This window comes from Streptomyces sp. NPDC023541, assembly GCF_055559995.1.
Window position 1 is genome coordinate 63,815 of sequence record NZ_JBVHJO010000021.1, and the last position, 26,177, is coordinate 89,991.

The following is a 26,177-nucleotide window of genomic DNA, read 5'->3' on the forward strand; positions in this document are numbered from 1 at the left end:
GCCGCACGACCTCGTCCATCCCCGACCCCCGGTCCGTATTTGAACACGTTCACTTGAACATGTTCAAGATAGCGGAAAGGGGAGCCGTCGGGGAAGTGTCTTTACATGGGGCATACGCGGTTCTGTCGGGCTTCTCAGGCCGGGCTCAGGAAGCTCTCATCAACGACGGGGAGAGTCGTGTCATGACCGAGAGCTTCCGCCGCGAAGGCGAGTACCCGCAGGAGCACCGCCCCCGCCACGCACCGTTCGGCGAGGACCGGCAGCGCGGACGCGACCGGCCGGCGCACGAGCCGGGAGCCGGAACCGGGACCGGGACCGGGGCGTATCCGCCGCCGCCCTCCTACCCGCCGGCCGCGCCCGGCCGGCACGAGGTGCACCGGCCGCTGGTCATCGCGGGCGAGACCGTCCCGGCGGCCGGCGGCGAGGGCGGCGCCGGCACCCGGCAGGGGCCGGCTCACGCCGCACCCGACCGGCGCGCGAAGAAGCCCGCCGCCCTGCTGACCGCCGTCGCGCTCGCCGCCGCCCTGGTCGGCGGCGGCACCGCGGCGGCCGTGCAGCAGCTGATGGACCGGCAGGCCGGCACGACCGGCGGGGTCAACGGCACGAACGTCTCGCAGTCCAGCACCGGCACCGTCTCCGGCATCGCCGAACAGCTCAGCCCCTCGGTCGTCCGCATCGACACCCGCACCGGCTCCGGCCAGGGCACCGGCTCCGGCATCGTGCTCACCGCCGACGGCGAGATCGCCACCAACAACCACGTCGTGGACGGCGCCACCGAGATCCGGGTGACGATGAGTGACGGCAAGAAGTACCCCGCCGAGATCGTCGGTACCGACCCCGACAAGGACCTGGCCCTGATCAAGCTCCAGGGCGCCGGCGGTCTGAAGCCTGCCGCACTCGGCGACTCCGGCAGCGTCAAGGTCGGCGACCAGGTCGTCGCCATCGGCTCCCCCGACGGCCTCACCGGCACCGTGACCAGCGGCATCGTCTCCGCCTTGAACCGCGAGGTGAAGGTGCCCAAGTCGGAGCAGGGTTCCCCGCAGGGCCGGCAGCGGGGCGAGGACGGCTGGCCCTTCTCCTTCGGCGGCCGCCAGTTCAACGGGAACACCGGCTCGGACACCACCTCGTACAAGGCCCTCCAGACGGACGCCTCCCTCAATCCCGGCAACTCCGGCGGCGCCCTGGTCAACATGAACGGCGAGATCGTGGGCATGCCCTCCGCGATCTACTCCCCCTCCTCGGACGGCTCCGCCGCCGGCAGCGTCGGCCTCGGCTTCGCCATCCCGGTCGACACGATCAAGGCCGACCTGGACTCCCTGCGCAAGGGCGGCCCCGGCGGCAAGGGATCCTCCGCCAACCCCGGGGACTCCGGCGGCGACTCCTTCGCCAACGGCTTCGGCACCTCTTTCTAGCCGTCCGGCCCGTGCGAGGCTGGAGGCGCCCTCATCATCGGAGCCACCGGCCGACCACCACACCTGGGAGACCCATCCATGAACCCCGCCGAAGGCGAAGCGCGGATCCTCGTCGTCGACGACGAACCGGCCGTACGCGAGGCCCTGCGCCGCAGCCTCGCCTTCGAGGGGTACGCCGTACAGACCGCCGTCGACGGCCTCGACGCCCTCGACAAAGCGGCCTCGTACGCCCCCGGCCTGATCGTGCTGGACATCCAGATGCCGCGGATGGACGGGCTCACGGCGGCGCGTCGGCTGCGCGCCTCCGGCAGCGTCACCCCCATCCTGATGCTCACCGCCCGCGACACCGTCGGCGACCGCGTCACCGGCCTCGACGCGGGCGCCGACGACTACCTCGTCAAGCCCTTCGAGCTCGACGAGCTCTTCGCCCGCGTCCGCGCCCTGCTGCGCCGCAGCGCCTACGCCGCCCCGCAGGCCGGCGCCGACGCGCACGAGGACGCCCTGACCTTCGGCGACCTGCGCATGGACCTCGCGACCCGTGAGGTCACCCGGGCCGGGCGGCCGGTGGAGCTGACCCGCACCGAGTTCACGCTGCTGGAGATGTTCCTCGCGCACCCGCGCCAGGTCCTGACCCGCGAACAGATCCTCAAGACCGTGTGGGGCTTCGACTTCGAGCCCAGTTCCAACTCCCTGGACGTGTACGTGATGTACCTGCGCCGCAAGACCGAGGCGGGCGGCGAGCCGCGCCTGGTCCACACCGTGCGCGGGGTGGGCTACGTACTGCGCGCCGGCGACGGCGGGCCCGAGTGAGCCCGGTCGCCCGCTTCCGCGCCCTTCCGCTGCGCTCGCGGCTGGCCCTGCTGGTCACGGTGGCGGTGGCCCTCGCCGTGGCCACGGTGTCCGCGGTGTCCTGGGTGATGGTGCGCGCCCAGCTGCGCGAGCAGCTCGACCGCTCCCTGGTGGCGACGAACGTCGGCGCCGAGGTGAACCGCATCGTGATTCAGAACGACTGTCTCCCGCCCCCGCAGCAGCCCCGGCAGCAGACCGCCGGAAACCTGGGCGCGACCGTCCAGATCGTCCTCCCCGACGGCCGCCACTGCTGGGTCGCCGGGCCGACCGCCCTGCCGGTGACCGAGGCCGACAAGGAGATCGCGGCGGGCCGGCGGGGCAAGACCCTGCAGACCGTGACGACCTCCGCCGGCATCGAGATGCGCGTCTTCACGATCCCGGTGGTGGCCCCGGACACCGGCCAGGTCTTCGGCGGCGTCTCCATCGCCAAACCGCTCGCCGACATCGACAAGCCCCTGTCCACCCTGGCCTGGGTGCTGCTCCTCGTCTCCGGCATCGGGGTCGTCGGCGCCGGCGTGGCCGGCCTGTGGGTGGCCCGTACCGGGCTGCAGCCCGTCGACGAGCTGACCGACGCCGTCGAGCACATCGCCCGTACCGAGGACCTGACCGTCCGGATCCCCGACGAGGGCGACGACGAGATCGCCCGCCTGTCGCGGTCCTTCAACGCGATGACGGCGGCCCTGTCCTCCTCCCAGGAGCGGCAGGCCCAGCTGATCGCGGACGCGGGTCACGAGCTGCGCACTCCGCTGACCTCGCTGCGCACCAACATCGAGCTCCTCGCGCGCAGTGAGGAGACCGGCCGGGCCATCCCGCCCGACGACCGGCGGGAGCTGCTGGCCTCGGTCAAGGCGCAGATGACGGAACTGGCCTCGCTGATCGGGGACCTGCAGGAGCTGTCCCGGCCGGACGCGGCCGCCCCGGGCCGGCTCGGGGTGGTCGCCCTGCACGAGATCGCCGCGGCCGCGCTGTCGCGGGCCCGGCTGCGGGGTCCGGAGCTGGCCTTCGCGTCGGACCTGGAGCCCTGGTACGTACGGGGCGAGGCGGCGGCGCTGGAGCGTGCCGTGGTCAACGTCCTGGACAACGCGGTGAAGTTCAGCCCGCCGGGCGGCGCGGTCGAGGTGACGCTGCGGGCGGGCGAGCTGACCGTACGGGACCACGGGCCGGGCATCCCGGCCGAGGACCTGCCGCACGTCTTCGAGCGGTTCTGGCGCTCCCCGTCCGCCCGCGCCCTGCCCGGCAGCGGGCTGGGCCTGTCGATCGTGGCCCGTACGGCGGCCCGCGCGGGCGGCAGCGCCGAGCTGCGGGCGGCGGCGGACGGCGGTGGGGGCACGGAGGCGGTGCTCCGCATCCCGGGCGCGCCGACCCCGCCGCCCTCCGAGCCGTCAGTTGTGCCGGATCAGTGAGGCGACCAGGCCCGAGCGGGTGTTGGGGAAGTCCATGGGGACGATGCCGAGCCCGGTCCGGCCGGCCATCTCCCCGCCGTCGACGAACGAGTGCACCTGCGGGTTGAGCCGGTCGGAGTTCCAGCGCGGCGGCATGTAGGCGGAGGTGCTGACGTAGTTCACGAAGAGCTTGCCGGGCTGTTGGACGGCCTTGCGGAAGTGGTTCTCGATCTTCCCGCGTTTGGCGAAGGGTTCGGCGTTCCAGTCGTCCTGGATGTCGAAGACGTTGCCGTCGCCGTAGCGCAGGCCCGGCAGGCCGCCGTTGTCCGCGAGCAGGACCACCTTCCCGCGGGCCTGCCCCAGCGCGGGCAGGGTGTCGGCGATCCGGAACAGCGGACGCCAGCCGCGGTGGTCGAGGTAGTCGTCGAAGACGGCGCGGAAGGTGGCGTCGCTCTCCCCGGAGTATTCCTGCTTGACCCGCATCAGGACGGTCTCGCCGGGGTGCGCGGAGAGGAAGTTCCAGCAGGCGACGAGGACGTCCCCGAACATCAGGTCCTGGAAGAAGGACCCGTGGTGGATCGCGAAGGATCCGCCGGTGACCCGGCAGCGGACGTCGAGGAAGCGGATGCCGGAGTCGAGCTGCTGGGCGATCGAAGTGTTCTGGCAGGCGACGTAGAGGCCGCCCTTGGCCGCCCCGGAGTCGTGCGTGCCGGGGATGGTCATCCGCTGGAGGGGGGTGGAGTCGCCGAGGCCGGACATCCAGTCCTGCGTGCCCAGGGCCGCCGCGGCGGCCGGGGCGGGTGCGGCCCCCAGTCCGGCGGCCGCTCCCGCGGCCAGCGCTCCGGCCAGGAACGCCCGCCGGCCCATGCCCATGCCCGTGCTCGTGACCGTGCCCATGCCCGCCCCTTCGCCGACCCGGTGATGGCCGGATTATGGCGTGCACACGTCACAGTTGCCACCTGTCGGCAGCGGTCAGTCTTCGAGCAGCCCGACCATCTCGCGCAGCCCCCGGAGCAGCTCCCGGCCGTCCGGAGCCTGCTCCGGATCGGTCAGGGTCTGCACCATCACCCCGCTCAGCAGCGCGATGTGCATCGAGCCGAGGGCACGCACGTCCTCCTGCGACACCTCGGACTCCGGCACCCCGCGCAGCGCGGCGGCCACCATCCGGCGGTTCCGGCGCTGCCCCTCGGCCAGGATCGCGAGGAGCTCGGGCGAGGACTGCGCGTGCACGAAGGCCTCCACGGAGGCCAGCCACAGCCAGCGAGTCTCGCCGAAGTCCCGGATCTTGCGGTCCCAGGTGTCGGCGTAGCGCTCCCCCGCGGTCTCACCCTCTCCGGCGAGCCTGCCGGATCCCGCGGCCCACTCCTCCATCGCGGCGAACAGCGCCTGGTTGAGCAGCGCCTCGCGCGACCCGAAGTGGTATCCGATCGCCGCCATGCTCACCTCCGCGGCCGTGGCGATGTCGCGCACGGTGGTGCGCAGGTAGCCCTTCTCCTCCAGGCAGCGCCGGGCTCCGGCCAGCAGGTCCTCGCGATTTCCCATGCCGGGATCGTATCCACCGCCGTTTTGGGCAAGCGCGCAATACAAGCGTATTGCGCGCTTGCGCAACTCCTGGCAGGGTGGAGCCGTCGGAAAGATCCACAAGCCCTCGGGAGGCAAGAACATGCGCCACGAGCTGAAGATCGAGAACCGGACCCTCTCCTACCTGGACTTCGGCGGCACCGGCCGACCACTCCTCGCCCTGCACGGCGGCATGTCCGAGGCCGTCGCCTTCACCGGCCTCGCCGCCGCCCTCGGCGACAGCTGGCGGGTCATCGCCCCCGACCAGCGCGGCCACGGCGCGTCGGACCGGGCGCCCGACTACCGCCGCGAGGGCTACGTCCGCGACGCCCTCGCCCTCCTCGACCACCTCGCCCTGGACGCCCCCCTACCGCTCCTCGGCTACTCCCTGGGCGGAACCAACGCCTACCACCTGGCCGCCACCCACCCGGAGCGGATCTCCGCGCTCGTCGGCGTCGACGCCACCGTCGACATCCGCATCCCCGACGGACCGAACTGGTTCGACTTCCTGGGCGGCCTCCCCTACACCGCCCCCACCCGCGAGGAACTCCTCGCCGCCGCCGGACCGGCCGCATCGCCCTTCGTCGCCGACGGGCTGCGCCCCCTGCCCGACGGCAGCGGCTGGCGCCTGGCCTACCACCCGCAGGACATGCTCGACTCCATCCACGCCTGCGCCGGCGACCACTGGGACGCCTGGCTCGCGAGCACCTGCCCGGCCCTGCTGATCCACGGCACCCGGAGCCAGGCGCTCACGCAGCCCGTCGCCGACGCGATGGTCGCCCGGCGCCCGAAGACCTCGTACGCGCCCCTCGACGGCGACCACTTCGTACCGTTCACCGACCCGGACGGCTTCCACCGGGCCGTCGGGGCCTTCCTGGCGGCCCTCTGACCCGCGGGTCCCCCGCGCCACGGGGGTGCGCGGGGAAACGCCGGAGGGGCGGCGGGCCGACAGGCCCGCCGCCCCTCCGGGCGCGCTGTGCGCGGGTGCTACTTGATGACGGTGATCCGGTTCGCCGCCGGCGGGGCGATCGGCGCGGACGCCGAGGAGTTCTTCGTCAGGTAGGCGTTGAAGCAGTCCAGGTCGGACGCGCCGACCAGCTTGTTCTTGTGCTCCTTCAGGACGGTGAAGCCGTCACCGCCGCCCGCGAGGAACTCGTTCATCGCGACGCGGTAGGTCTTGGCGGGGTCGATCGCGACACCGTTCAGCTTGACCGAGTCCACGACGATGCGGTCCGCGCCCGCCTTCGTCATGTCGAGGGTGTAGGTGAAGCCCTTCGACACCTGCAGAATCTTCGGGTTCGTCCCGTTGACCGGCCCGCTCACCTGCTGCTGGAGCGCGGTGATCAGCTGCGCGCCGGTCAGGTCCACGACGTTCATCATGTTGGTGAACGGCTGCACCGTGAAGGACTCGCCGTACGTCACCACGCCGTCGCCCTCGGCGCCCGAGGCCTTGTAGGCGAGGTCCGAGCGGATGCCGCCCGGGTTCATGACGGCCAGCTGCGCGCCGCCCTTGTCCGCCGGGGCGAGCGCCTCCAGCTGGGCGTCGGCGATCAGGTCGCCGAGCGGCTTCTCGTGCTCCGCCGATCCGCGGCCCGGAATGTCCGCCGAGATGAAGCCCTGCGGGCGGTTGGCGATCGGGGCGGCCAGGGCGTTCCAGCGCTGGATCAGCTCGGTCATGTCCGGGGCCTTGGGCTGCTCCCGGGTGACGACCTTGTTGACCGGCTTGGGCGAGGCGACCGGCGTACGGACGATGTCCTTGGTCTGCCGGTCGTAGGTGAGCGTGGTGTCCGTGAACAGACGGCCGATCGAGGCCGCCGAGGTCACCGCGCGCGGGTTGCCCGCCGGGTCGGGGATGTTGCAGGCGTAGGCCTGGTGCGTGTGGCCCGTGACCAGCGCGTCGACCTTGGCGTCGACGTTCTTGGCGATGTCCACGATCGCGCCCGAGATGCCGGCGCCGGCGCCCGGGACGTCACAGTCGTAGTTGTACGCGCCGTTCGCGGGCAGACCGCCCTCGTGGATCAGCGCGACGATCGACTTCACGCCCTGCTTGTTCAGCTCGGCGGCGTACTTGTTGATCGTCTCGATCTCGTCGCCGAACTTGAGGCCCTTGACGCCCTCGGCGGTCACGACGTCCGGAGTGCCCTCCAGGGTGACGCCGATGAAGCCGATCTTCACGTCGCCCTTCTTCCACACGTAGGTGGGCGACATCAGGGGGCGCTTGGTCTTCTCGTCCGTGACGTTCGCGGCGAGGTACTGGAAGGTGGAGCCCGTGAACTCCTTGCCGAACTCGTAGCAGCCCTCGACCGGGTGGCAGCCGCCGTACGCCATGCGGCGCAGCTCGGTCCCACCCTCGTCGAACTCGTGGTTGCCGACGCTGGAGACGTTCAGGCCCAGCTTGTTCAGCGCCTCGATGCTCGGCTCGTCGTGGAAGAGCCCCGACAGCATCGGGCTGCCGCCGATCATGTCGCCGGCCGCTGCGGTGACGGAGTACTCGTGGCCCTTGCGGGCCTCGCGCAGGCTGGTCGCGAGGTACTCGACCCCGCCCGCGGGTATGGCCTTGGTGGTGCCGTCGGCCTGACGTTCGGTCACGGTGCCGGAGGAGCCCTGCGGGGGCTCCAGGGTGCCGTGGAAGTCGTTGAACGACAGCATCTGCACGTCGACGGTCCGGCTCTTGGCCGCACCGCCACCACTCGCGGCACCGGCCGGCAGTGCGGCCGCGACCAGCGCTCCGGCCCCGGCCGTGACGGCGAAGGCGGCGAAGGTCAACCGGCGGTTTCGGCGGTGCCGTTGTGGCGTCGCTGACATTTAGTCCCCTTTGTGGACAGCGATACTGCTTGGGAGGTCCGCCGAAGCCTATGGTCAACGCGCGTAGCTCTACCAGGGGGTAACGGGTATCGCGTTGGTTACGCGCAGAAGAAGGACCGACCCTGCGCCCGCACTCCACCCCGGCGGCCGGGACGGTCGTAGGCTCGTTCCATGACTGACGCAGCAGCGGCCCTGGAGCCGGGACGGCAGATTCAGACCCTCGACGAGCTGACGGGGGAACAGGCCGACGCCGTCCTCGACCTGATCGAGGACGCGGCGCGTACGGACGGCACCACCGCCGTGTCCGAACAGGGAAGGCTCCAGCTGCGCGGAGGGCCGCGCGCGGGAATCCGGCACTTCCTGCTCACCGACGGCGGCCGGCTCGCCGCGTACGGACAACTGGAGGACACCGACCCGGTGGAGGCCCCGGCAGCCGAACTCCTCGTGCACCCCGCCCTGCGCGGCCGCGGCCACGGGCGCGTCATGGGGATGGCCCTGCTGGCCGCCTCCGGCAAGCGGCTGCGGGTATGGGCCCACGGCGGCAAGTCCGCCGCCCGGCACCTCGCCCAGGTGCTCGGCCTGACCCTCTTCCGCGAGCTGCGCCAGCTGCGCCGGCCCCTGGCCGAGGGGGCCCCGCTGCCCGACCCGGTACTCCCGCCGGGCGTGACCGTACGGACCTTCCAGCCCGGCACCGACGACGCGGCCTGGCTCGCGGCGAACGCGGCGGCCTTCGCCCACCACCCCGAGCAGGGCTCGCTCACCCAGCGCGACCTCGACGACCGCATCGCGCAGCCGTGGTTCGACGCCAAGGGGTTCTTCCTCGCCGAGCGCGACGGCGAGCTCGTCGGCTTCCACTGGACGAAGGTCCACGCGGCGGAGCAGCTGGGCGAGGTCTACGTGGTCGGCGTCCTCCCCGGCGCCCAGGGCGGCGGCCTCGGCAAGGCCCTCACCGCGATCGGCCTGCAGCACCTGGCGGCCCAGGGCCTGCCGACGGCCATGCTCTACGTCGACGCCGACAACCCGGCGGCCCTCGCCGTCTACGAGGGCCTCGGCTTCACCACCCACGAGGTCGACCTGATGTACCGCACGGAGAGCTGACCCCCCGGCCCCCGCCGCACAACCCGGCCCCGCCGGCGCTTGGGGCGCAGGGCCGGGGCGGAGCCCCGATCCTTGCGCCCCGCCGGCGAGGCGCGGGTCCGGGCGGGGACACGCCCGGCGGGGCCAAGGGTGCAGCCCACCCGGCCCGGCACCGCACGCGGCACGCCGGGCCGTACGCCCCGCCCCCGCCACCTTCGCCACCCCCGCCGGGAGGCGACTCGTGGGCCGGCCGGAGCCGGGAAGCCATGCGCCATTAACCGGGCATTCAGAAGCGCTTGCGACTCTCCCCCAATGCAGCCCCGACTCCGACTGACGGCCGACACGTCCGACGCGCCTGTCCTGCCGCTTGCGCGGAAGAATGGAGTCATGAGCCACAAGCCCAGCGCCGGTCCCACCGAGGTCCCCGCCCAGCACCCGTCCCACCCGTCCGCGTCCGCCGCCGGCAAGGCCGGCAAGGACACCGGCAAGGACACCGGCAACGCCGCCGGGCAGGCGCCCGCCGCCGCGGCCCACGCCCGCATAGGCTCCATCGCAGCGCACCGCCCGCACGTCGATTTCGACCCCGATCTCGACGCCGACCTGGACGCCTACGACGACAAGGACGGCGGGGAACTCCCCCCGGGCCGCTTCCTCGACCGGGAGCGCAGCTGGCTCGCCTTCAACGAGCGGGTGCTGGAGCTCGCCGAGGACCCCACGACCCCGCTCCTGGAGCGCGCCAACTTCCTGGCGATCTTCGCGAGCAACCTCGACGAGTTCTTCATGGTCCGCGTGGCCGGCCTCAAACGGCGCATCGCGACGGGCGTCGCCACCCGATCGGCCTCCGGCCTGCAGCCCCGCGAGGTGCTGGACCTCATCTGGACGCGCTCGCGCGAGCTCATGGCCCGCCACGCCGCCTGCTTCCAGCAGGACATCTCCCCGGCGCTGGCCGAGGAGGGCATCCACCTGATCCGCTGGCCCGACCTCACCGAGAAGGAGCAGGCCCGCCTCTTCACGCTGTTCCGGAACCACATCTTCCCGGTGCTGACCCCGCTGGCCGTGGACCCCGCGCACCCCTTCCCGTACATCTCCGGCCTCTCCCTCAACCTGGCCGTGGTCGTGCGCAACCCCGTCAGCGGCCACCGCCACTTCGCCCGCGTCAAGGTGCCGCCGATCCTCTCCCGCTTCCTGGAGGCCTCCCCGCAGCGCTACGTCCCGCTGGAGGACGTCATCGCCGCGCACCTGGAGGAGCTGTTCCCGGGCATGGAGGTGCTCGCGCACCACATGTTCCGCGTGACCCGCAACGAGGACCTGGAGGTGGAGGAGGACGACGCCGAGAACCTTCTCCAGGCCCTGGAGAAGGAGCTCATGCGGCGCCGTTTCGGCCCGCCCGTGCGCCTGGAGGTCGAGGAGTCCATCGACCCCGGCGTCCTGGACCTCCTGGTGCAGGAGCTGAACGTCAACGCCTCCGAGGTGTACCCGCTGCCCGGGCCCCTCGACCTGACCGCCCTCTTCGGGATCGCCTCCCTGGACCGGCCCGAGCTCAAGTACCCGAAGTTCGTCGCCGGCACCCACCGGGACCTCGCCGAGGTCGAGTCCGCGCACGCGCCCGACGTCTTCGCCGCCCTGCGCGAGCGCGACGTCCTGCTGCACCACCCGTACGACTCCTTCTCCACCTCGGTGCAGAGGTTCCTGGAGCAGGCCGCGGCCGACCCCGACGTCCTCGCCATCAAGCAGACGCTCTACCGCACCTCCGGCGACTCCCCCATCGTGGACGCCCTGATCGACGCCGCCGAATCCGGCAAGCAGGTCCTCGTACTCGTCGAGATCAAGGCCCGCTTCGACGAGCAGGCCAACATCAAGTGGGCCCGCAAGCTGGAAGAGGCCGGCTGCCACGTCGTCTACGGGCTCGTCGGCCTCAAGACCCACTGCAAGCTGTCGCTCGTCGTCCGCCAGGAGGGCGACCAGCTGCGCCGCTACGCCCACGTCGGCACCGGCAACTACCACCCGAAGACCGCCCGCCTGTACGAGGACCTCGGCCTGCTCACGGCCGACCCGCAGGTCGGCGCGGACCTCTCCGACCTGTTCAACCGGCTGTCCGGCTACTCGCGCCGCGAGACCTACCGCCGGCTGATGGTCGCCCCCCGCTCGCTGCGGGACGGCCTGATCGCGCGGATCGACAAGGAGGCCGCCCACCACAGGGCCGGCCGCGCCGCGTACGTGCGCCTCAAGATGAACTCGATCGTCGACGAGGCCCTCATCGACTCCCTCTACCGGGCCTCCCAGGCGGGAGTGCCCGTCGACATCTGGGTGCGCGGCATCTGCGCCGTCCGCCCAGGGGTCCCCGGACTCTCGGACAACATCCGGGTCCGCTCGATCCTCGGCCGCTTCCTCGAACACTCCCGGGTCTTCGCCTTCGGCAACGGCGGCGAGCCCGAGGTGTGGATCGGCAGCGCCGACATGATGCACCGCAACCTCGACCGCCGTATCGAGGCACTGGTCAGGGTCGCCGACCCGGCCCACCGCGCGGCACTGGACCGGATGCTGGAAACCGGGATGTCCGACGCCACCTCCTCCTGGCACCTCGGCCCGGACGGCGAATGGACCCGGCACAGCACGGATGCGGACGGCCAGCCGCTGCGGCACGTACAGGAGACGCTCATAGACGCCCGGAGGCGCCGGCGTGGCTCAGCCAAACCATGACCCGATGGCGGACGCGGGGGACGTGCTCGGCACGTACCTGCGCTCCCAGGCCACGGCTTTCCTGCGGGGCCTGCGCCTGCACGAGGAGAGCGGGGCCGCCGCCACCGAAAGCGGCGTCGCGGCGCGCAGCCTGCGGGGGGCCGCGCGCCGCATCAGCGGATCACTGGCCACCTTCCGGGCGGTGACCGAGTCCTCCTGGGCGGACGGGCTGCGCACCGAGCTGGCCTGGCTGTCCTCGACCCTGGCCGACGAGCACGCCTACGCCGCCCGGCTGGCCCGGCTCATGGACGCACTGCACCGGCTGTCGGGGTCCCCGCAGCTCCCGGCGCCGCGCGGCTCGGCCGGCGCGCTGACGGTGGGCTCGGCGCGCGCGGGCGCACTGCTGGACCGCCAGCTGACCCTGGCCCGTACGCGCGCGCACTCGGCCACCCTCCAGGCGCTCGGCTCGTCCCGCTTCCACGCGGTGGCGGACGCGGTGGCACTGCTCGCCTCCGAGGTCCCGCTCGACGCCGTCGCGGCCCGCGGCCGGGTGGGAGAGGTCCTCGTGCCCCTCGCGGCCGTGGCCGAAACCCGACTGTCGGCCGCGGTATCGGCGCTGCCCCCCGTCGGCGGCCGCGAGGCGGCGCCGAGCCCGTACGACGCGGACCACGACGGCCTCTGGCACGAGGTACGCCGCCTCATGCGGGTCCACCGCTACGCGCGGGAGGTCCTCGGCGAGGACGTGACACGCCCGGCGGCCGCGGGCGAGGCCCTGGACCGCCACCGGGACGCCGCCGAGGCCGCCGCCGCCTCCGCCACGGCCGCCCGCACCCCCCGCATCGCCCCGGCGACGGCCTACGCCCTGGGCGTCCTGCACGCCGACCAGCGCCACCAGGTCGAGGCGGCGCGGACCGACTTCCAGCACCTGTGGCTGCGGGAGCCGGCGGCCGCACCGCGATAACGGTGGGATAACGGATGATGGCAAGTGTGTGCGGACGCCCCGGAACGCACCGGGTCGTCCGCCACGGTTCACCGTCCGTTCACTCGGGCCGGTCGGCTGCTTCACCTGTTCCGCCTAATTTCGGTCGTGCACGGATACGGCGGCTCACAGAGCGGGCAGCCGGCCCGCGCGACCCGACGCAGTAGTCCTCTTCGCACGCCGCCCGGTACGAACGAAAAGCGGCCGGCGGCTTCTGGAAGGAAACACCCGAAAGTGAAGCTTCAGCGCAAGAACATGCTTCGTGCCTCCGCCCTCGGTGCGCTTGTCGTGTCCGGCGCCCTGGTCCTCACGGCGTGCGGCTCGGACGACAACACCAAGACCGGCGACGGCGCCACCAAGGCCGCCGCCCCGGCCGCCGGCGACATCAAGTGCGAGGGCGCGAAGGGAAAGCTGCTCGCCTCCGGCTCCTCCGCGCAGAAGAACGCGGTCGACCTGTGGGTGAAGAACTACATGGCCGCCTGCTCCGGCGTCGAGGTGAACTACAAGTCCTCCTCCTCCGGTGAGGGCATCGTCGCCTTCAACCAGGGCACCGTCGGCTTCGCCGGCTCCGACTCGGCGCTGAAGCCGGAGCAGGTCGAGGAGTCGAAGAAGATCTGCACCGGCGGCCAGGGCATCGACCTGCCCATGGTCGGCGGCCCGATCGCCCTCGGTTTCAACATCGCGGGCGTGGACAAGCTGAACCTTGACGCCGCCACGATCGCCAACATCTTCAACGACAAGATCAAGAAGTGGGACGACGAGGCGATCAAGAAGCTGAACCCCGGCGTCACGCTCCCCTCCACCGCGATCCAGCACTTCCACCGCTCCGAGGACTCGGGCACCACCGAGAACCTCGGCAAGTACCTCAAGGCCGCCGCCGGCGACGCGTGGCCGTACGAGGCCGCGAAGAAGTGGCCGGCCCCGGGCGGCCTCGGCGCCTCCGGCTCCTCCGGTGTCGCGACCCAGGTCAAGCAGGTCGACGGTGCCATCGGCTACTTCGAGCTCTCCTACGCCAGCGCCCAGGGCATCAAGACGGTCGACCTGAACACGGGCGCCGCCGCCCCGGTCAAGGCGACCGGCGAGAACGCCTCCAAGGCCATCGCCGCCGCCAAGATCGCCGGCACCGGCTCGGACCTCGCCCTCAAGCTCGACTACACCACCAAGGCCGAGGGCGCGTACCCGATCGTCCTGGTCACCTACGAGATCGTCTGCGACAAGGGCAACAAGGCGGAGACCCTGCCGACCGTCAAGTCCTTCCTCAACTACACCGCGTCCGACGCGGGCCAGAAGATCCTCCTGGAGAACGGCTACGCGCCGATCCCGGCCGAGATCAACGCCAAGGTCCGCGAGGTCGTCAACTCGCTGAGCTAGTCCTGAGCTCCGAGGCCCGGTCCGTCCCCTCCCCCGTCCGGGGACCGGGCGGACCGGCCCCCGGAGCCCCTTCCCCTCCACCCGGGGGAATCCGGTGCACCGCCGCCAGGGGGCCTGCCCCCCACACAGACCGGAAAGACCATGGCTTCCACCACACCCACCCCGATAGACACGGCTCCGCCTGTCTCCCCGAGCAGGGGATCCACCGGCCGCGCCGGCGACAAGATCTTCGCCGCGCTCTCCAAGGGCTCCGGCATCCTGCTCCTGGTGATCATGGCGTCGATCGCCGTCTTCCTCACCTACCGCGCCTCGATCGCCCTGTCGGAGAACGAGGGGAACTTCCTCACCACCTTCGACTGGAACGCGTCGGCCAACCCGCCCGTCTTCGGCATCGCCGTCCTGCTCTTCGGCACCGTCGTCAGCTCGATCATCGCGATGGTCATCGCGGTTCCGATCGCCGTCGGCATCGCCCTCTTCATCTCGCACTACGCACCGCGCAGGCTCGCCGCCCCCCTCGCGTACGTGGTCGACCTGCTGGCCGCCGTGCCGTCGATCATCTACGGCATCTGGGGCGCCCTCTTCCTCGTCCCGCAGCTGGCGGGCCTGAACCTCTGGCTCGACGAGTACATGGGCTGGACCTACGTCTTCGACAAGACCCAGGTCGGCGTGGCGCGTTCCCTCTTCACCGTCGGCATCCTGCTCGCGATCATGATCCTGCCGATCGTGACCAGCGTCAGCCGCGAGGTCTTCCTCCAGGTCCCGCGCATGAACGAGGAGGCCGCACTGGCCCTCGGCGCGACCCGCTGGGAGGTCATCCGGATGTCCGTGCTGCCCTTCGGCCGCTCCGGCGTCATCTCCGCCTCGATGCTCGGCCTCGGCCGCGCCCTCGGCGAGACCATGGCCGTCGCCACCGTCCTCTCGCCGAGCTTCCTGATCTCCGGCCACATCCTCGACCCGGGCGGCGGCACGTTCGCGCAGAACATCGCCGCGAAGTTCGACGAGGCCAACGAGTTCGGCCGCGACGCGCTGATCGCCTCCGGTCTGGTCCTCTTCCTGCTCACCCTGCTGGTCAACGGTGCAGCTCGCCTGATCATCGCTCGCCGCAAGGACTTCTCGGGGGCGAACGCCTGATGAGCCACGCACTCAAGGACCAGCGGCCCACCCGGGCCCCCCGGTCCGCCGCTCCCGCCAGCCTCACCCGAGGCGGCCTGCCCCGCTGGGCCCCGGCCGGCATCGCCGTCCTCTCGATCACCCTCGGCAGCGGCATCGGCATCGTCTTCGACCTCCACAGCAAGATCCAGTGGGGTCTGATCGCCGCCATCCTGTTCGTCGCGATCACGTACACCGCCAGCGCGGTGGTCGAGAACCGCCGCCAGGCCAAGGACCGCATCGCGACCTCCGTCGTGTGGGTCTCCTTCGTCCTCGCCGTCATCCCGCTGCTCTCGCTGATCTGGACCACGATCAGCCGCGGCATCAAGGTCTTCAGCGGTGACTTCCTCAGCCACTCGATGAACGGCGTGACCAGCTTCGAGGAGGGCGGCGGCGTCTACCACGCGCTGCTCGGCACCATCGAGCAGATCGCCCTGGCCACCCTGATCGCGGCCCCGATCGGCCTGCTGACCGCCGTCTACCTCGTCGAGTACGGCAAGGGCACGCTCGCCAAGGCCGTGACCTTCTTCGTCGACGTCATGACCGGCATCCCCTCCATCGTCGCGGGCCTGTTCATCCTGACGACCTGGAACCTGGCGCTCGGCTTCGGCCCCTCCGGATTCGCCGGCGCGATGGCCCTGTCCATCCTGATGATGCCCGTCGTGGTCCGCTCCACCGAGGAGATGCTCAAGCTCGTCCCGAACGAGCTGCGCGAGGCCGCCCTGGCCCTCGGTGTGCCGAAGTGGCGCATGATCCTCAAGGTCGTCCTCCCCACCGCCATCGGCGGCATCGCCACCGGCCTCATGCTGGCCGTCGCCCGCATCGCCGGTGAGACCGCCCCGATCATGCTGCTGGTCTTCGGCACCCAGCTGATCAACGGCAACCCCTTCGAAGGCGCCCAGTCCTCGCTCCCGCTCTACATTTGGGAGCAGTACAAGGTCGGCAGTGACGCCTCCTACGACCGGGCATGGGCCGCAGCGCTCGTCCTGATCGCCTTCGTCATGATCCTCAATCTGGTGGCCCGCGGCATCGCCCGCTGGAAGGCCCCGAAGACCGGTCGCTGACGCGACTGTATGAAAGCGAAGTGACCCCCTCATGGCGAAGCGAATCGACGTCAGCGGACTGTCCGCCTTCTACGGCAGCCACAGGGCCATCGACGACATCTCGATGACCGTCGAACCCCGCTCGGTGACGGCCTTCATCGGTCCCTCCGGCTGCGGCAAGTCCACCTTCCTGCGCACCCTCAACCGCATGCACGAGGTCACCCCCGGCGGCCGCGTCGAGGGCAAGGTCTTGCTGGACGACGAGAACCTCTACGGCGCCGGCGTGGACCCCGTCGCGGTCCGCCGCACGGTCGGCATGGTCTTCCAGCGCCCGAACCCCTTCCCCACCATGTCGATCTTCGACAACGTGGCGGCGGGCCTGCGGCTGAACGGCAACTTCAAGAAGGCCGAGCTCGCCGACATCGTCGAGAGGTCCCTCCAGGGCGCCAACCTCTGGAACGAGGTCAAGGACCGCCTCAGCAAGCCCGGCTCCGGCCTCTCCGGCGGCCAGCAGCAGCGCCTGTGCATCGCCCGCGCCATCGCGGTCGAGCCCCAGGTCCTGCTGATGGACGAGCCCTGCTCGGCCCTGGACCCGATCTCCACCCTGGCGATCGAGGACCTGATCGGCGAGCTGAAGGAGCGCTTCACGATCGTCATCGTGACGCACAACATGCAGCAGGCCGCCCGCGTCTCCGACCGGACCGCCTTCTTCAACCTCTCGGCGGTCGGCCAGCCCGGCAAGCTCATCGAGATCGACGACACGGACCGGATCTTCTCCAACCCGTCCGTGCAGGCGACCGAGGACTACATCTCGGGCCGCTTCGGCTAGAGCGAGATGTGCGAGACGTCCCGCGGTGCTGCATGGCGGTGCCACCGCGGGACGGAAGAAAGAAAGAGGGCCGGCTCCCCCTGGGTGGGGGGAGCCGGCCCGCTCTCGTGTCCGTACGGCCGGACCCGGCCTAGCTAGCCGAAGGCCAGGTTCACGATCCAGAAGCTGACCGCGGCGACCAGCGCCGCGGCGGGCATGGTGATGAACCAGCCCAGGATGATGTTCTTGGCGACGCCCCAGCGCACCGCGTTCACGCGCTTCGTCGCACCCACACCCATGATCGCCGAGGTGATCACGTGGGTGGTGGAGATCGGCGCGTGGAAGAGGTAGGCCGAGCCGAACATGATCGAGGCACCGGTGGTCTCCGCCGCGAAGCCCTGCGGCGGGTCCAGCTCGATGATCTTGCGGCCGAGCGTGCGCATGATGCGCCAGCCGCCCGCGTACGTACCCAGCGACAGCATCACCGCACAGGCGACCTTGACCCACACCGGGATCGCGTCGTCGGCGGACTGGACGTCGGCGATGACCAGGGCCATCACGACGATGCCCATCGTCTTCTGCGCGTCCTGCAGACCGTGGCCGAGCGCCATCGCGGCCGCCGACACCGTCTGCGCGATACGGAAGCCGTGCTTCGCCTTGTGCGGGTTGGCCCGGCGGAACATCCACAGGATGACCACCATCACCAGGTAGCCGACGACCAGACCGACGACCGGCGAGACGAACATCGGAATGACTACCTTGTCGACCACGCCCGACCAGATCACCTCCGTGCCGCCGGCCAGGGCCGCACCCACCATGCCGCCGAAGAGGGCGTGCGAGGAGGACGAGGGCAGGCCGAAGTACCAGGTGATCAGGTTCCAGACGATCGCGCCGACCAGCGCCGCGAAGAGGATCCACATGCCCGTGGCACCGTGGGGCGTCTCGATCAGACCCTGACTGACCGTCTTGGCCACCCCGCTGCCCAGGAAGGCGCCGGCGAGGTTCATCACCGCGGCCATCGCCAGTGCGGCGCGCGGGGTCAGCGCACGCGTCGAGACCGAGGTCGCGATCGCGTTCGCCGAGTCGTGGAAACCGTTCGTATACGTGAAGCCGAGCGCGACACCGATGGTCACGACCAGAGCGAAGGTGTCCACGAGGTTCAGGACTCCTTGACCGCGATGGTCTCCACCGTGTTCGCGACGTGCTCGAACGCGTCGGCCGCCTCTTCGAGCACGTCGACGATCTGCTTGAGCTTCAGCACCTCGATGGCGTCGTACTTGCCGTTGAAGAGGTGCGCGAGCAGCTTGCGGTGGATCTGGTCGGCCTGGTTCTCCAGACGGTTGACCTCGATCCAGTACTCGGTGAGGTTGTCCATCGTCCGCAGGTGCGGCATCGCCTCGGCGGTCAGCTCCGCCGCCCGCGCCAGGACCTCGATCTGCTGCTCGACGCCCTTGGGGAGCTCCTCAACGTTGTAGAGGACGACGAGGTCGACGGCCTCCTCCATGAAGTCCATGATGTCGTCGAGCGACGACGCCAGGGAGTAGATGTCCTCGCGGTCGAACGGCGTGATGAAGGAGGAGTTCAGCTGGTGGAAGATCGCGTGTGTCGCGTCGTCCCCCGCGTGCTCCGCCGCCCGCATCCGTTCCGCGATCTCGGCCCGGGCGGACGAGTCCGCTCCGAGCAGTTCCATCAGGAGCTTGGAGCCCGTGACGATGTTGTCCGCGGATGCGGCGAACATGTCGTAGAAGCTCGTCTCCCTGGGGGTCAGACGAAATCGCACGTGAGGTCCTCGGGGTGCATTGGATTCGGTCAGGCTGATGCTAGGCGCATCCCCCGGCCACGGCTAACCGGCAGTTCCCCAGTGTCCTCCATCAGGCAGAGTGTGGAACACGGGCCCCTGCTCCTCGGGCGCGAGCCCGGTAACCTATACCCATGAGGGGTATACATCCCCTCGTTCGTTCGACCACGGGAGGACGTATGACGACCATCGAGGCGGAGGGCACCGGAGCCGGCACCGGCACGGCGGCCACCCCCGGCACCTCCCACGACGGCGGGGCCGTCCACGGCTACCACCACCAGAAGGAGGAGCACCTCAAGCGGCTGCGCCGGATCGAGGGCCAGATCCGCGGCCTCCAGCGGCTCGTCGACGAGGATGTCTACTGCATCGACATACTCACCCAGGTCTCGGCGAGCACGAAGGCACTCCAGTCCTTCGCGCTCCAGCTGCTGGAGGAGCACCTGCGCCACTGCGTCGCCGACGCGGCGGTCAAGGGCGGAGGCGAGATCGACGCCAAGGTCGAGGAGGCCACCAAGGCCATCGCTCGTCTCCTGCGCACCTGAGCGGTCCGTCCCCGCCCGCCGGCGGCGGGCGGGAGCTACCGGCCCAGCAGTACTTCGTCGATGCGGTCCAGGCTCAGCCGGTCCTCGGCGGCCGCGGACGCGGCGATGATCAGCTCACCGCACAGTTCGATCTCGGCGAGCGCCACGTGGTCCTGCACCGTCGTACCGCCTGCGGGAGTCACGCGTGTCACCTCAATCTGCCACCGGCCACCGGCCGTCGTCGGTCATGCCGCACCACTTGCCGGCGCCCGGCTTCTCAGCGTAGGGAGGACGTCCCTCCCCCCGCATGACACGGATGGACCATTTCCGGATACCCGGCCATGGCCCGATCGCGCCGCTTCCGACCCGCCCGCCCCGCTAGTCGGCGATCTTTCCGGCGTAAATGTCCCCGCTCGCGGGCAATACGACGGTCACCGGTGTCCCGAATCCGTACAGGAGCGTGGTCGACGACACATCGATCACGCCATTGTTGACGTAGGTGAAGCGGTGCCTGACCTTCCGCAGCCGCCCCTCCTCGTCCAGGTAGGCGTCGAAGGGCACCGTGTCCTCGCTGAACCCTTTCGCCGCCGCCTCCAGCGCCCCGCGCATCTCCGCCGGCGCGCTTCGGGCGGCCCGTCCGATGTCGGTGGTCCCCCGGTAGTGCCGCACCTTCGTGCCCGCCACCTCGGTAACCCCCACGTACGTCACCTCCTGCGCGACCCGCAGCAGCTCGGCCGCGACCAGCGGGTCGGTGGCGCCGCCGGTGACCAGGTTCCCGTCGGCGAGGGTCGTCGTGTCGATGCGCACCCACTTGTCGGCGGGGACGCCCGCCCCGCGGTTCTTCATGTAGAGCGCGCCGGGAACGAGGAGCTCGGTGATGGGCCGGTGCTCGTCCTCGCCCTTCACGTCGGCCGGGAGCAGCACCAGGAGCTGCCCCATCCGCTTCTTGAAGTCGACGCCGCCCTCGCCGCGGATGGTGACCCGGGTGCCGCCGGTGGCCATCTCCATGGCCGTACGGGCCCGGGCGCTGCCCGTGCGCGTCAGGGCGTCGGCGGCGCCGCGGACCGCCACCGACGCCTCCGCCGGGGACCGGTCGTCGCTTCCGCCGCCGCCGGCGCACCCGCCCGCCGCCGCGACCACCAGGGTGACTCCGGCGGCGAGCACCACCTCAGCCGCGCGCCCGCGCAGCCGCCTGTGCCGGTGAACCACCATCGCCTGCCAACCCCCAACGCGTGACCGCTGTTTGCCCGAGGTCCCCACCCGCTCCGGTTAACGAGGCCCAGGGTTTCCCGTCACGGGGGCACACCGTGCCCGCATCCCGAGGTCCCCGGGTACCGTGGAGAAGTGGAACCGCACATCGACGCGACCCCGGCCCCTCCGCTCGACGCCGTACCGCCCCCGCGGCCGTGGTCGCAGCCACAGCCGCCGACCGCCCACACCACATCCACCGCCGACCGCGGATCGTTCTGCCTGGCCGTCTGCTCCTGCGGCTGGAAGGGGGCCGCCCGCCGCTCCCGCGACCTGGCCCGCAAGGACGCCACCGGCCACGCGGCCACGGAGGCCACCTAGGGCGGCGTCTCGCCCGTTCGGACGGCCCGGCTGGCCGGGGGGCGCCGCAGCGGATGCCCTGGACTCATGCCAGGTTCCGCAGCCCGCCTCGCGGCCCTCCTCTGGGCCCTGCTCCTCGTGTTCGCCCCGGCCGCCGCGGCAGCCGCGGCGTGGGCCAGGCCCGTGGGCTCGGCGGACGGCCCGGCCGACGTGGCCCTGGCCATCGGGCTCACCTCCGCCGCCGCCGTGGCCACCGGCCTGTGGCTGCGCTCCCGCCACCGCCGCGAGGGCGACACCGACGCGGGCGACCAGTGACCTCCCGGCCCCGCCCGCGGGCGGTCCTGGTGTGCTTCGGGGTGGCAGCGCTGTGCCTGCTGACGGCTGCGCTGCTCGCCGTGTGGGACTCGTACGGGACGGGCTGATACGGGAGGACAGGCCGATACGGGACGGGCCGATCGGGACAGGCCGATACGGTACGGGCCGCGCAGCCCTGGGAGGCCGCAGGCCCTGCGTCAGGCGGCGAGGTCGCTGTCCTGCGTGCGCCGGCCCGCCGGCGGGGTCTGCGGCTGGGCGAGGCCGACCGGCAGGGGACGCGCCCGCTCCCCGGCCCGCACGAGCCGGCCGAAGCGCGGGGAGGCGGCCACCGCCCGGACGGCCGGGTTCAGCAGCGCCAGCGCGAGCGGCGCGAGGACGAGGGCGACGGCGGTGCCGAGCGCGAGGCCGCCGATCACGTCGGTCGGGTAGTGGACGCCCATGTAGACGCGGCTGAGGCCTTCGAGGAGGGCCAGCCCGATCCCGACGAGCCCTAGCTTGCGGTTGGCGACGAACAGCCCTACGCCCAGGGCCATCGCGACGGTGGTGTGACCGCTGACGAAGGAGTATTCGGTGTTGCCGAGTCCCGCGCCCCAACCGGGGTCGAGGACCTGCAGCCCCTCGTGCTGGCGGAACGGCCTCTGTCGCCCGACCAGTTCACGCAGGGGAACGTTCACGAGCAGGGCCAGACCGGCGGCGAGGGGGGCCCACACGAGCGCGGTGAAGGTCTCGGCGGCCGCGGTCTCGTCCTGCCGGCGGGCGCCGCGCCAGCACCACAGCACCAGGAGCACCAGGGCCAGCAGGATCCCGTACTCGCCGGCCAGGCTCACGGCCGTGTCCAGCCACGACGGGGCGCGTCGGGCCGCGCCGTTGACCTCGTACAGCAGGCTGACATCCACGTTCGGCCCACCTGTTGTGAGTCCAGCCATGGTGACGCGGCCCCTTGCTCTTGCCGTGGTTCCCCTGCGGGCGCACCCGGGTGTGCGCCCCTTCGACACCCACTTGATCAACCCCCGCGTTCATGGAACGCCCGTTCTGGCGACCGGGTTCCACTCTCCACCGAATGATCACGGCAACGTTATCGAAGAGTGACTGGTCGTCGCAGCTCAGGGCCTTTGCATCACGGAGAGTTGCTACGCCGGCCGGCCGGCGGCCGACCGCCCCGGAAGGGCTTCCGCCCCGTCCTTCGTCACGCGGGTCGCTCCGAAGTAGTCGGGCGTGTCGATCTTGTCGAAGCGGATGACCGCCCCGGTGTAGGGCGCGTTGATCATGTATCCGCCGCCCACGTAGAGCCCGACGTGCCGGATCTCCCGGGAGTTCGTCAGATCATCGGAGAAGAACACCAGGTCTCCGGGCAGGAGTTCGGCACGCGAGGGATGCGAACCGGCGTTGTACTGGTCGTTGGCCACGCGCGGCAGCTCGATCCCGACCGTCTCGTACGCGGCCTTGGTCAGCCCCGAGCAGTCGAACCGCCCGCCCTGGTCGGGCGTACCGTTGCCGCCCCACAGGTACGGCGTGCCGAGCTGCTTCTGCGCGAAGTAGATGGCCCCGGCGGCCTGTTGCGAGGGCGCCACCCGGCCCACGGGCCGCGCGAAGCTCTTCGCCAGCGTCGTGATCGCCTTCACGTACCCCTGGGTCTCCTTGTACGGCGGCACTCCTCCGTACTTGATGACCGCGTAGGCGCCGGCGTTGTAGGCGGCCAGCATGTTCGACGTCGCGTCACCGGGCACGCTCCGCACGTCCTTGGCCAGCTCACAGTCGTACGAAGCCGCCGAGGGGATCGCGTCGTTCGGGTCCCAGATGTCCCGGTCCCCGTCCCCGTCCCCGTCGATTCCGTGGCCGGCCCAGGTACCCGGGATGAACTGCGCGATGCCCCGCGCGTCCGCCGGGCTGACGGCACTCGGGTTCCAGCCGCTCTCGGAGTACAGCTGCGCGGCGAGCAGCGGCGGGCTGATGGCCGCGCAGAGACTGCCCCACTTCTCCACCAGCGCCTGGTACTTCGCGGGCACCGCCCCCTTGGTCAGGCCCACGGCACGGCCGCCGGCGCCCGATCCGGCGAGCCCCGCCGCCGCGGAGTACGTCCCCACGACGAGGAGCGCCACAAAGGTCAGACACAGCCCGATCCCGATCCCGCCGGCCATCCAGAATCTGCGCACCCGTCAACCCTCCCCCATGCCCGTCGCTTTCACGTGCGAATCGCCCGTGTCGCCGGATCCGCTACTCCACTTACTCCACTCACTCCACTCGAAAGCCCGTGCAGTGGATGCTCGCGTACTTCGTAGGGTCATCCTCGACGTGGTAGAAGACCAGCGTCCAGTCCCCCGGGTCGTTGGCCAGGGGCACGCCGGGGTACGTCTTGCCGTTCACGTGCTCCGCGAAGTCGTCCGGGTACGTGAGCGTCAGGTATTCGCCCGTCTTCCACTTGCCGTAGATGTCGACGGGCTTGCTGGTGAAGCCCACGGACCGGTTGTCCATCGGGAACGGCCGACCCGTCTGCGGGTCGAGGTCGTGCGGGGCCCTGACCGCCACCGACACGTAGTACGGATCGGGTTTGGCCGGGCTGTTCTCGGCGTACTTGACGCGCATGCTGATCTTCACGGACTTGCCCGAAACCTCGGCGCCCGCCTGGAAGTCCGCACCCGGCGGCTTCTGCTCCGTCCCCAGGTTGCACGCGCCGGTGTCGTGCGCCGCGCGCTCCGGGTCGGTGGAAGGCAGCCAGAAGTAGTGCGAGATCTGGTTGCCCTCGATGTACTCGGCCGGCGGCTTGCCGGCGGCGCCCCCGGACGCAGAAGGCGCCGCGCCGACGCCTCCCGCGCCCGGAGTCCGGGCGGGCGTGCCCGCGGCACCCGCCGTGGCGTCCTCGCCCCGGCCGGCCCCACCGTCCTGTCCGCCGAACGGGACCAGCTTCCAGGCGGCCAGCGACAGGGCCGCGGCCACCGCCACGGCCGCCACCCACACGCCCGCCCGCCCACGCCCCGCCGTGGCCGGAGCCGGGGCCGCGTGGTCGGTCGGCGTGTAGCCGTACGGGAGTCCCGGCCCCTGCGTCCGCATCTCGTGCACCGGCACGGCCTCACCCAGCGCGCCCAGCCCCACGTACACGGGATCGTCGATCAGCGCGTCCCGTACCCCGCACCGGGCGATGACCTCCGGCAGGCCGGGCCGGGCCGCCGGGTCCTTCGCCACGCAGGCCTCGATCAGCGCCGCCAGGCCCGGCTCCACCCCGGCCACGTCGACCGGCTCGTGCACGGCCCGGTAGCTCACGCTCGTAGCGGCGCCCGTGCCGAACGGCGGCCGCCCGGTCGCCGCGTACGCGAGCGTCGCGCCCAGCGCGAAGACGTCCGCGGCGGCCCCCGCCTCGGCCCCGAGCAGCACCTCGGGCGCGGTGTACCCCGGCGTTCCGGGGGCCTGGCCGTCCTGGGTGAGGGCCGTCTCGCCCACGCCGCGCGCGATGCCGAAGTCGATGAGCTGCGGGCCCTGCGCGCCCAGGATGACGTTCTGCGGCTTGAGGTCCCGGTGCGTCACCCCGTACGCGTGGACGCTCGCCAGCCCCTCCGCGAGGGCCGCGAACAGCCGGCGGCAGGTGTCCGCGGGCAGACCGCCGCGCCGCCCCACCGCATGACCGAGCGTGGGGCCCGCGACGTACTCCGTCGCCAGCCAGAACGGCGGCGCCGCCAGCGAGGCGTCGATCAGGTTCGCCGTGTACGCCGACCGCACGGCGCGCACGGTCTCGGCCTCCCGCCGGAACCGGGTCAGGGCCTCGGGGTGGCCCGTGATCTCGTCCCGGATCACCTTCACCGCGACCAGGCGCCCGCCGGGCGAGCGCCCGAGGTACACCTGCCCCATCCCTCCGGCGCCGAGCCGGGCCAACAGCGCGTGTGCCCCGATCCGGGCGGGGTCGACGTCTCTCAGGGGCTCCATTGGCACGAGCCTGCCATACCGACTCCCGTGCCCGGGCGCCGGGTTGAGACGGAAAACGGCCGCGGCGCCGCCAGCCCCCGAGGGCTGTCCCGTAATCCCCGGAGCATCAGCGCGGACAGCCCTCAGCCGCGGGGCGCGACGTACAGGCTCTGCGCGCTGCGCCCGATCGGACCCTTCTCGTCGTGGAGCTGCGCGTCGGCCAGGCCGATGCCGGCCGCGTCCACGCTCGTACGGGCCTGCACGCACGCCCATTCGCCCGCCGGGTGGCGGTGCAGGTGGACGGTCAGGTCGCTGTTGATGAAGACGTAGCGCCCGAAGTCCATCACCGCGCTGATCCCGTTGCCCGAGTCGGCGGCGATCAGCACCCGGTCCAGCGGCCTGGTCTCCTCCCCGCAGATCAGCGGCACCCTCATCCGCATCCAGCAGGTGCCGGGACCCGGTTCGACGAAGGCGCCCTCGGTGAACCGGGTCTCCATGGCCGAGTGGTAGCCGGTCTCCCACGGCACCGGGAAGAACGGCGTCACCTCCACCTCGCCCGGCGTCGGCAGCTGCGGCCCGCTCACCACGGCCGGTACGGACTCCTCGGCGACCCGGATCCGCAGGGCCCGCGCCAGCATCACGGGCGCGGCGCCCACCGGGCCGAGCGCCGCCTCGACCACCTCGGTGCTGCGCCCGGAGCGCAGCACGCTGGTGGTGACCTCCAGCTCACCGATCGGCACCGGACGCAGGATCTCGTACGTGATCCGGGCGATCCGCATGTCGGCGCGCGCACCCGGCCGCTCCTCGACGGCCCGCCCGAGCAGCGCGGCCGGCGGACCGGCGTGCTGCGAGCCCGCGTCCCACGGCCCGCGCGTGTACTCGGTGGCCCGGAACCGCCCGGGGCCGACCCGCTCGAAGAACCCCTCGCACCCCTCGGCAGTACCCATACCCGTCACGCTACCGACTGGTAACCACGTCCACCAGCCC

Annotated in this window: 25 protein-coding genes; 14 read left to right on the forward strand and 11 right to left on the reverse strand. The window is 71.6% G+C overall.

Translation table 11 applies throughout. The features are described from left to right. The first annotated feature begins 182 nt into the window (after nt 1–182). The 3 genes from ACZ3X1_RS33145 to ACZ3X1_RS33155 all read left to right on the forward strand — a co-directional run bounded on the left by ACZ3X1_RS33145 (nt 183) and on the right by ACZ3X1_RS33155 (nt 3,664). Complete coding sequence (locus ACZ3X1_RS33145) at nt 183–1,412, forward strand: S1C family serine protease (protein ID WP_467282665.1); 1,230 nt, start codon at nt 183–185, stop codon at nt 1,410–1,412. A gap of 78 nt (nt 1,413–1,490) precedes the next feature. Further along, nucleotides 1,491–2,222, forward strand: a complete 732-nt coding sequence (locus tag ACZ3X1_RS33150; protein ID WP_362633592.1) for a response regulator transcription factor — start codon at nt 1,491–1,493, stop codon at nt 2,220–2,222. Next, nucleotides 2,219–3,664, forward strand: coding sequence for a sensor histidine kinase (locus ACZ3X1_RS33155; RefSeq protein ID WP_356813737.1), 1,446 nt, complete (start codon nt 2,219–2,221; stop codon nt 3,662–3,664). Before ACZ3X1_RS33150 ends, ACZ3X1_RS33155 begins: the two co-directional genes overlap by 4 nt. Here ACZ3X1_RS33155 and ACZ3X1_RS33160 read toward each other — a convergent pair. Together ACZ3X1_RS33160 and ACZ3X1_RS33165 are read right to left on the reverse strand one after the other, a co-directional pair. Then, the gene (locus ACZ3X1_RS33160) at nt 3,644–4,540 is read right to left on the reverse strand and encodes a phosphatidylinositol-specific phospholipase C (RefSeq protein WP_356813738.1); all 897 of its coding nucleotides are present in this window, start codon (nt 4,538–4,540) and stop codon (nt 3,644–3,646) included. The two genes, ACZ3X1_RS33155 and ACZ3X1_RS33160, sit on opposite strands and share 21 nt — an antisense overlap. A gap of 75 nt (nt 4,541–4,615) precedes the next feature. Next, nucleotides 4,616–5,185: a TetR/AcrR family transcriptional regulator gene (locus ACZ3X1_RS33165; RefSeq protein WP_356813739.1), complete on the reverse strand. Its 570-nt coding sequence runs from the start codon at nt 5,183–5,185 to the stop codon at nt 4,616–4,618. 121 nt (nt 5,186–5,306) lie between these two features. Between ACZ3X1_RS33165 and ACZ3X1_RS33170 the strand changes: the two genes are divergently transcribed. Beyond that, on the forward strand, nt 5,307–6,092 hold the full coding sequence (locus ACZ3X1_RS33170) for an alpha/beta fold hydrolase (RefSeq protein WP_467282669.1): 786 nt from the start codon (nt 5,307–5,309) through the stop codon (nt 6,090–6,092). A 98-nt stretch (nt 6,093–6,190) separates the two neighbouring features. Here the strand turns inward: ACZ3X1_RS33170 and ACZ3X1_RS33175 are convergent, their stop codons facing one another. Continuing rightward, on the reverse strand, nt 6,191–8,008 hold the full coding sequence (locus tag ACZ3X1_RS33175; protein ID WP_467282671.1) for a bifunctional metallophosphatase/5'-nucleotidase: 1,818 nt from the start codon (nt 8,006–8,008) through the stop codon (nt 6,191–6,193). 171 nt (nt 8,009–8,179) lie between these two features. On the opposite strand from ACZ3X1_RS33175, the gene mshD reads away from it, so the two are divergent. The 7 genes from mshD (at nt 8,180) to pstB (ending at nt 17,135) form a co-directional block, all read left to right on the forward strand. Further along, a complete protein-coding gene (gene mshD / locus ACZ3X1_RS33180; RefSeq protein ID WP_356816032.1) occupies nt 8,180–9,106 on the forward strand; it encodes a mycothiol synthase in 927 nt (308 codons plus the stop codon). Nucleotides 9,107–9,472: 366 nt separating this feature from the next. After that, entirely contained in the window at nt 9,473–11,785 is a 2,313-nt protein-coding gene (locus ACZ3X1_RS33185; RefSeq protein WP_356814851.1) for an RNA degradosome polyphosphate kinase, read from the forward strand. Further along, nucleotides 11,766–12,725 carry a CHAD domain-containing protein gene (locus tag ACZ3X1_RS33190; protein ID WP_467282673.1) on the forward strand — a complete coding sequence of 320 codons (960 nt, stop codon included), beginning with the start codon at nt 11,766–11,768 and terminating at the stop codon, nt 12,723–12,725. Before ACZ3X1_RS33185 ends, ACZ3X1_RS33190 begins: the two co-directional genes overlap by 20 nt. 252 nt (nt 12,726–12,977) lie before the next feature. After that, on the forward strand, nt 12,978–14,114 hold the full coding sequence (gene pstS, locus ACZ3X1_RS33195) for a phosphate ABC transporter substrate-binding protein PstS (protein ID WP_467282675.1): 1,137 nt from the start codon (nt 12,978–12,980) through the stop codon (nt 14,112–14,114). A 141-nt stretch (nt 14,115–14,255) separates the two neighbouring features. Further along, nucleotides 14,256–15,245, forward strand: a complete 990-nt coding sequence (gene pstC, locus ACZ3X1_RS33200; RefSeq protein ID WP_362635553.1) for a phosphate ABC transporter permease subunit PstC — start codon at nt 14,256–14,258, stop codon at nt 15,243–15,245. Next, nucleotides 15,245–16,327, forward strand: coding sequence for a phosphate ABC transporter permease PstA (gene pstA / locus ACZ3X1_RS33205; RefSeq protein WP_356814847.1), 1,083 nt, complete (start codon nt 15,245–15,247; stop codon nt 16,325–16,327). The genes pstC and pstA overlap by 1 nt, the downstream gene beginning before the upstream one ends. Before the next feature lie 31 nt (nt 16,328–16,358). Next, nucleotides 16,359–17,135, forward strand: a complete 777-nt coding sequence (gene pstB / locus ACZ3X1_RS33210) for a phosphate ABC transporter ATP-binding protein PstB (RefSeq protein WP_356814846.1) — start codon at nt 16,359–16,361, stop codon at nt 17,133–17,135. Nucleotides 17,136–17,269: 134 nt separating this feature from the next. Here the strand turns inward: pstB and ACZ3X1_RS33215 are convergent, their stop codons facing one another. Further along, on the reverse strand, nt 17,270–18,268 hold the full coding sequence (locus ACZ3X1_RS33215; RefSeq protein WP_356814845.1) for an inorganic phosphate transporter: 999 nt from the start codon (nt 18,266–18,268) through the stop codon (nt 17,270–17,272). A gap of 5 nt (nt 18,269–18,273) precedes the next feature. Next, complete coding sequence (locus ACZ3X1_RS33220) at nt 18,274–18,894, reverse strand: DUF47 domain-containing protein (RefSeq protein ID WP_028797706.1); 621 nt, start codon at nt 18,892–18,894, stop codon at nt 18,274–18,276. Nucleotides 18,895–19,091: 197 nt separating this feature from the next. Between ACZ3X1_RS33220 and ACZ3X1_RS33225 the strand changes: the two genes are divergently transcribed. Next, on the forward strand, nt 19,092–19,454 hold the full coding sequence (locus ACZ3X1_RS33225; protein WP_467282681.1) for a metal-sensitive transcriptional regulator: 363 nt from the start codon (nt 19,092–19,094) through the stop codon (nt 19,452–19,454). 35 nt (nt 19,455–19,489) lie between these two features. On the opposite strand, the gene ACZ3X1_RS33230 is transcribed toward ACZ3X1_RS33225, so the two are convergent. Together ACZ3X1_RS33230 and ACZ3X1_RS33235 are read right to left on the reverse strand one after the other, a co-directional pair. Then, nucleotides 19,490–19,636 (reverse strand): hypothetical protein, encoded by a 147-nt coding sequence (locus tag ACZ3X1_RS33230; RefSeq protein ID WP_167350610.1) that lies wholly within the window; start codon nt 19,634–19,636, stop codon nt 19,490–19,492. Nucleotides 19,637–19,811: 175 nt separating this feature from the next. Beyond that, the gene (locus ACZ3X1_RS33235; RefSeq protein WP_356814843.1) at nt 19,812–20,645 is read right to left on the reverse strand and encodes an SCO4651 family lipoprotein; all 834 of its coding nucleotides are present in this window, start codon (nt 20,643–20,645) and stop codon (nt 19,812–19,814) included. 132 nt (nt 20,646–20,777) lie between these two features. On the opposite strand from ACZ3X1_RS33235, the gene ACZ3X1_RS33240 reads away from it, so the two are divergent. Further along, nucleotides 20,778–21,002, forward strand: a complete 225-nt coding sequence (locus tag ACZ3X1_RS33240) for a hypothetical protein (RefSeq protein ID WP_356814842.1) — start codon at nt 20,778–20,780, stop codon at nt 21,000–21,002. Nucleotides 21,003–21,068: 66 nt separating this feature from the next. Beyond that, nucleotides 21,069–21,296, forward strand: coding sequence for a hypothetical protein (locus ACZ3X1_RS33245; RefSeq protein WP_356814841.1), 228 nt, complete (start codon nt 21,069–21,071; stop codon nt 21,294–21,296). A 197-nt stretch (nt 21,297–21,493) separates the two neighbouring features. On the opposite strand, the gene ACZ3X1_RS33250 is transcribed toward ACZ3X1_RS33245, so the two are convergent. The 4 genes from ACZ3X1_RS33250 to ACZ3X1_RS33265 all read right to left on the reverse strand — a co-directional run bounded on the left by ACZ3X1_RS33250 (nt 21,494) and on the right by ACZ3X1_RS33265 (nt 26,137). Next, complete coding sequence (locus ACZ3X1_RS33250) at nt 21,494–22,222, reverse strand: phosphatase PAP2 family protein (protein WP_356814840.1); 729 nt, start codon at nt 22,220–22,222, stop codon at nt 21,494–21,496. Nucleotides 22,223–22,426: 204 nt separating this feature from the next. Further along, on the reverse strand, nt 22,427–23,434 hold the full coding sequence (locus ACZ3X1_RS33255; protein ID WP_467282711.1) for a C40 family peptidase: 1,008 nt from the start codon (nt 23,432–23,434) through the stop codon (nt 22,427–22,429). Nucleotides 23,435–23,528: 94 nt separating this feature from the next. Then, nucleotides 23,529–25,211 carry a serine/threonine-protein kinase gene (locus tag ACZ3X1_RS33260; protein ID WP_467282684.1) on the reverse strand — a complete coding sequence of 561 codons (1,683 nt, stop codon included), beginning with the start codon at nt 25,209–25,211 and terminating at the stop codon, nt 23,529–23,531. Nucleotides 25,212–25,333: 122 nt separating this feature from the next. Then, entirely contained in the window at nt 25,334–26,137 is an 804-nt protein-coding gene (locus ACZ3X1_RS33265) for a thioesterase family protein (RefSeq protein ID WP_467282685.1), read from the reverse strand. Nucleotides 26,138–26,177 lie beyond the last annotated feature (40 nt).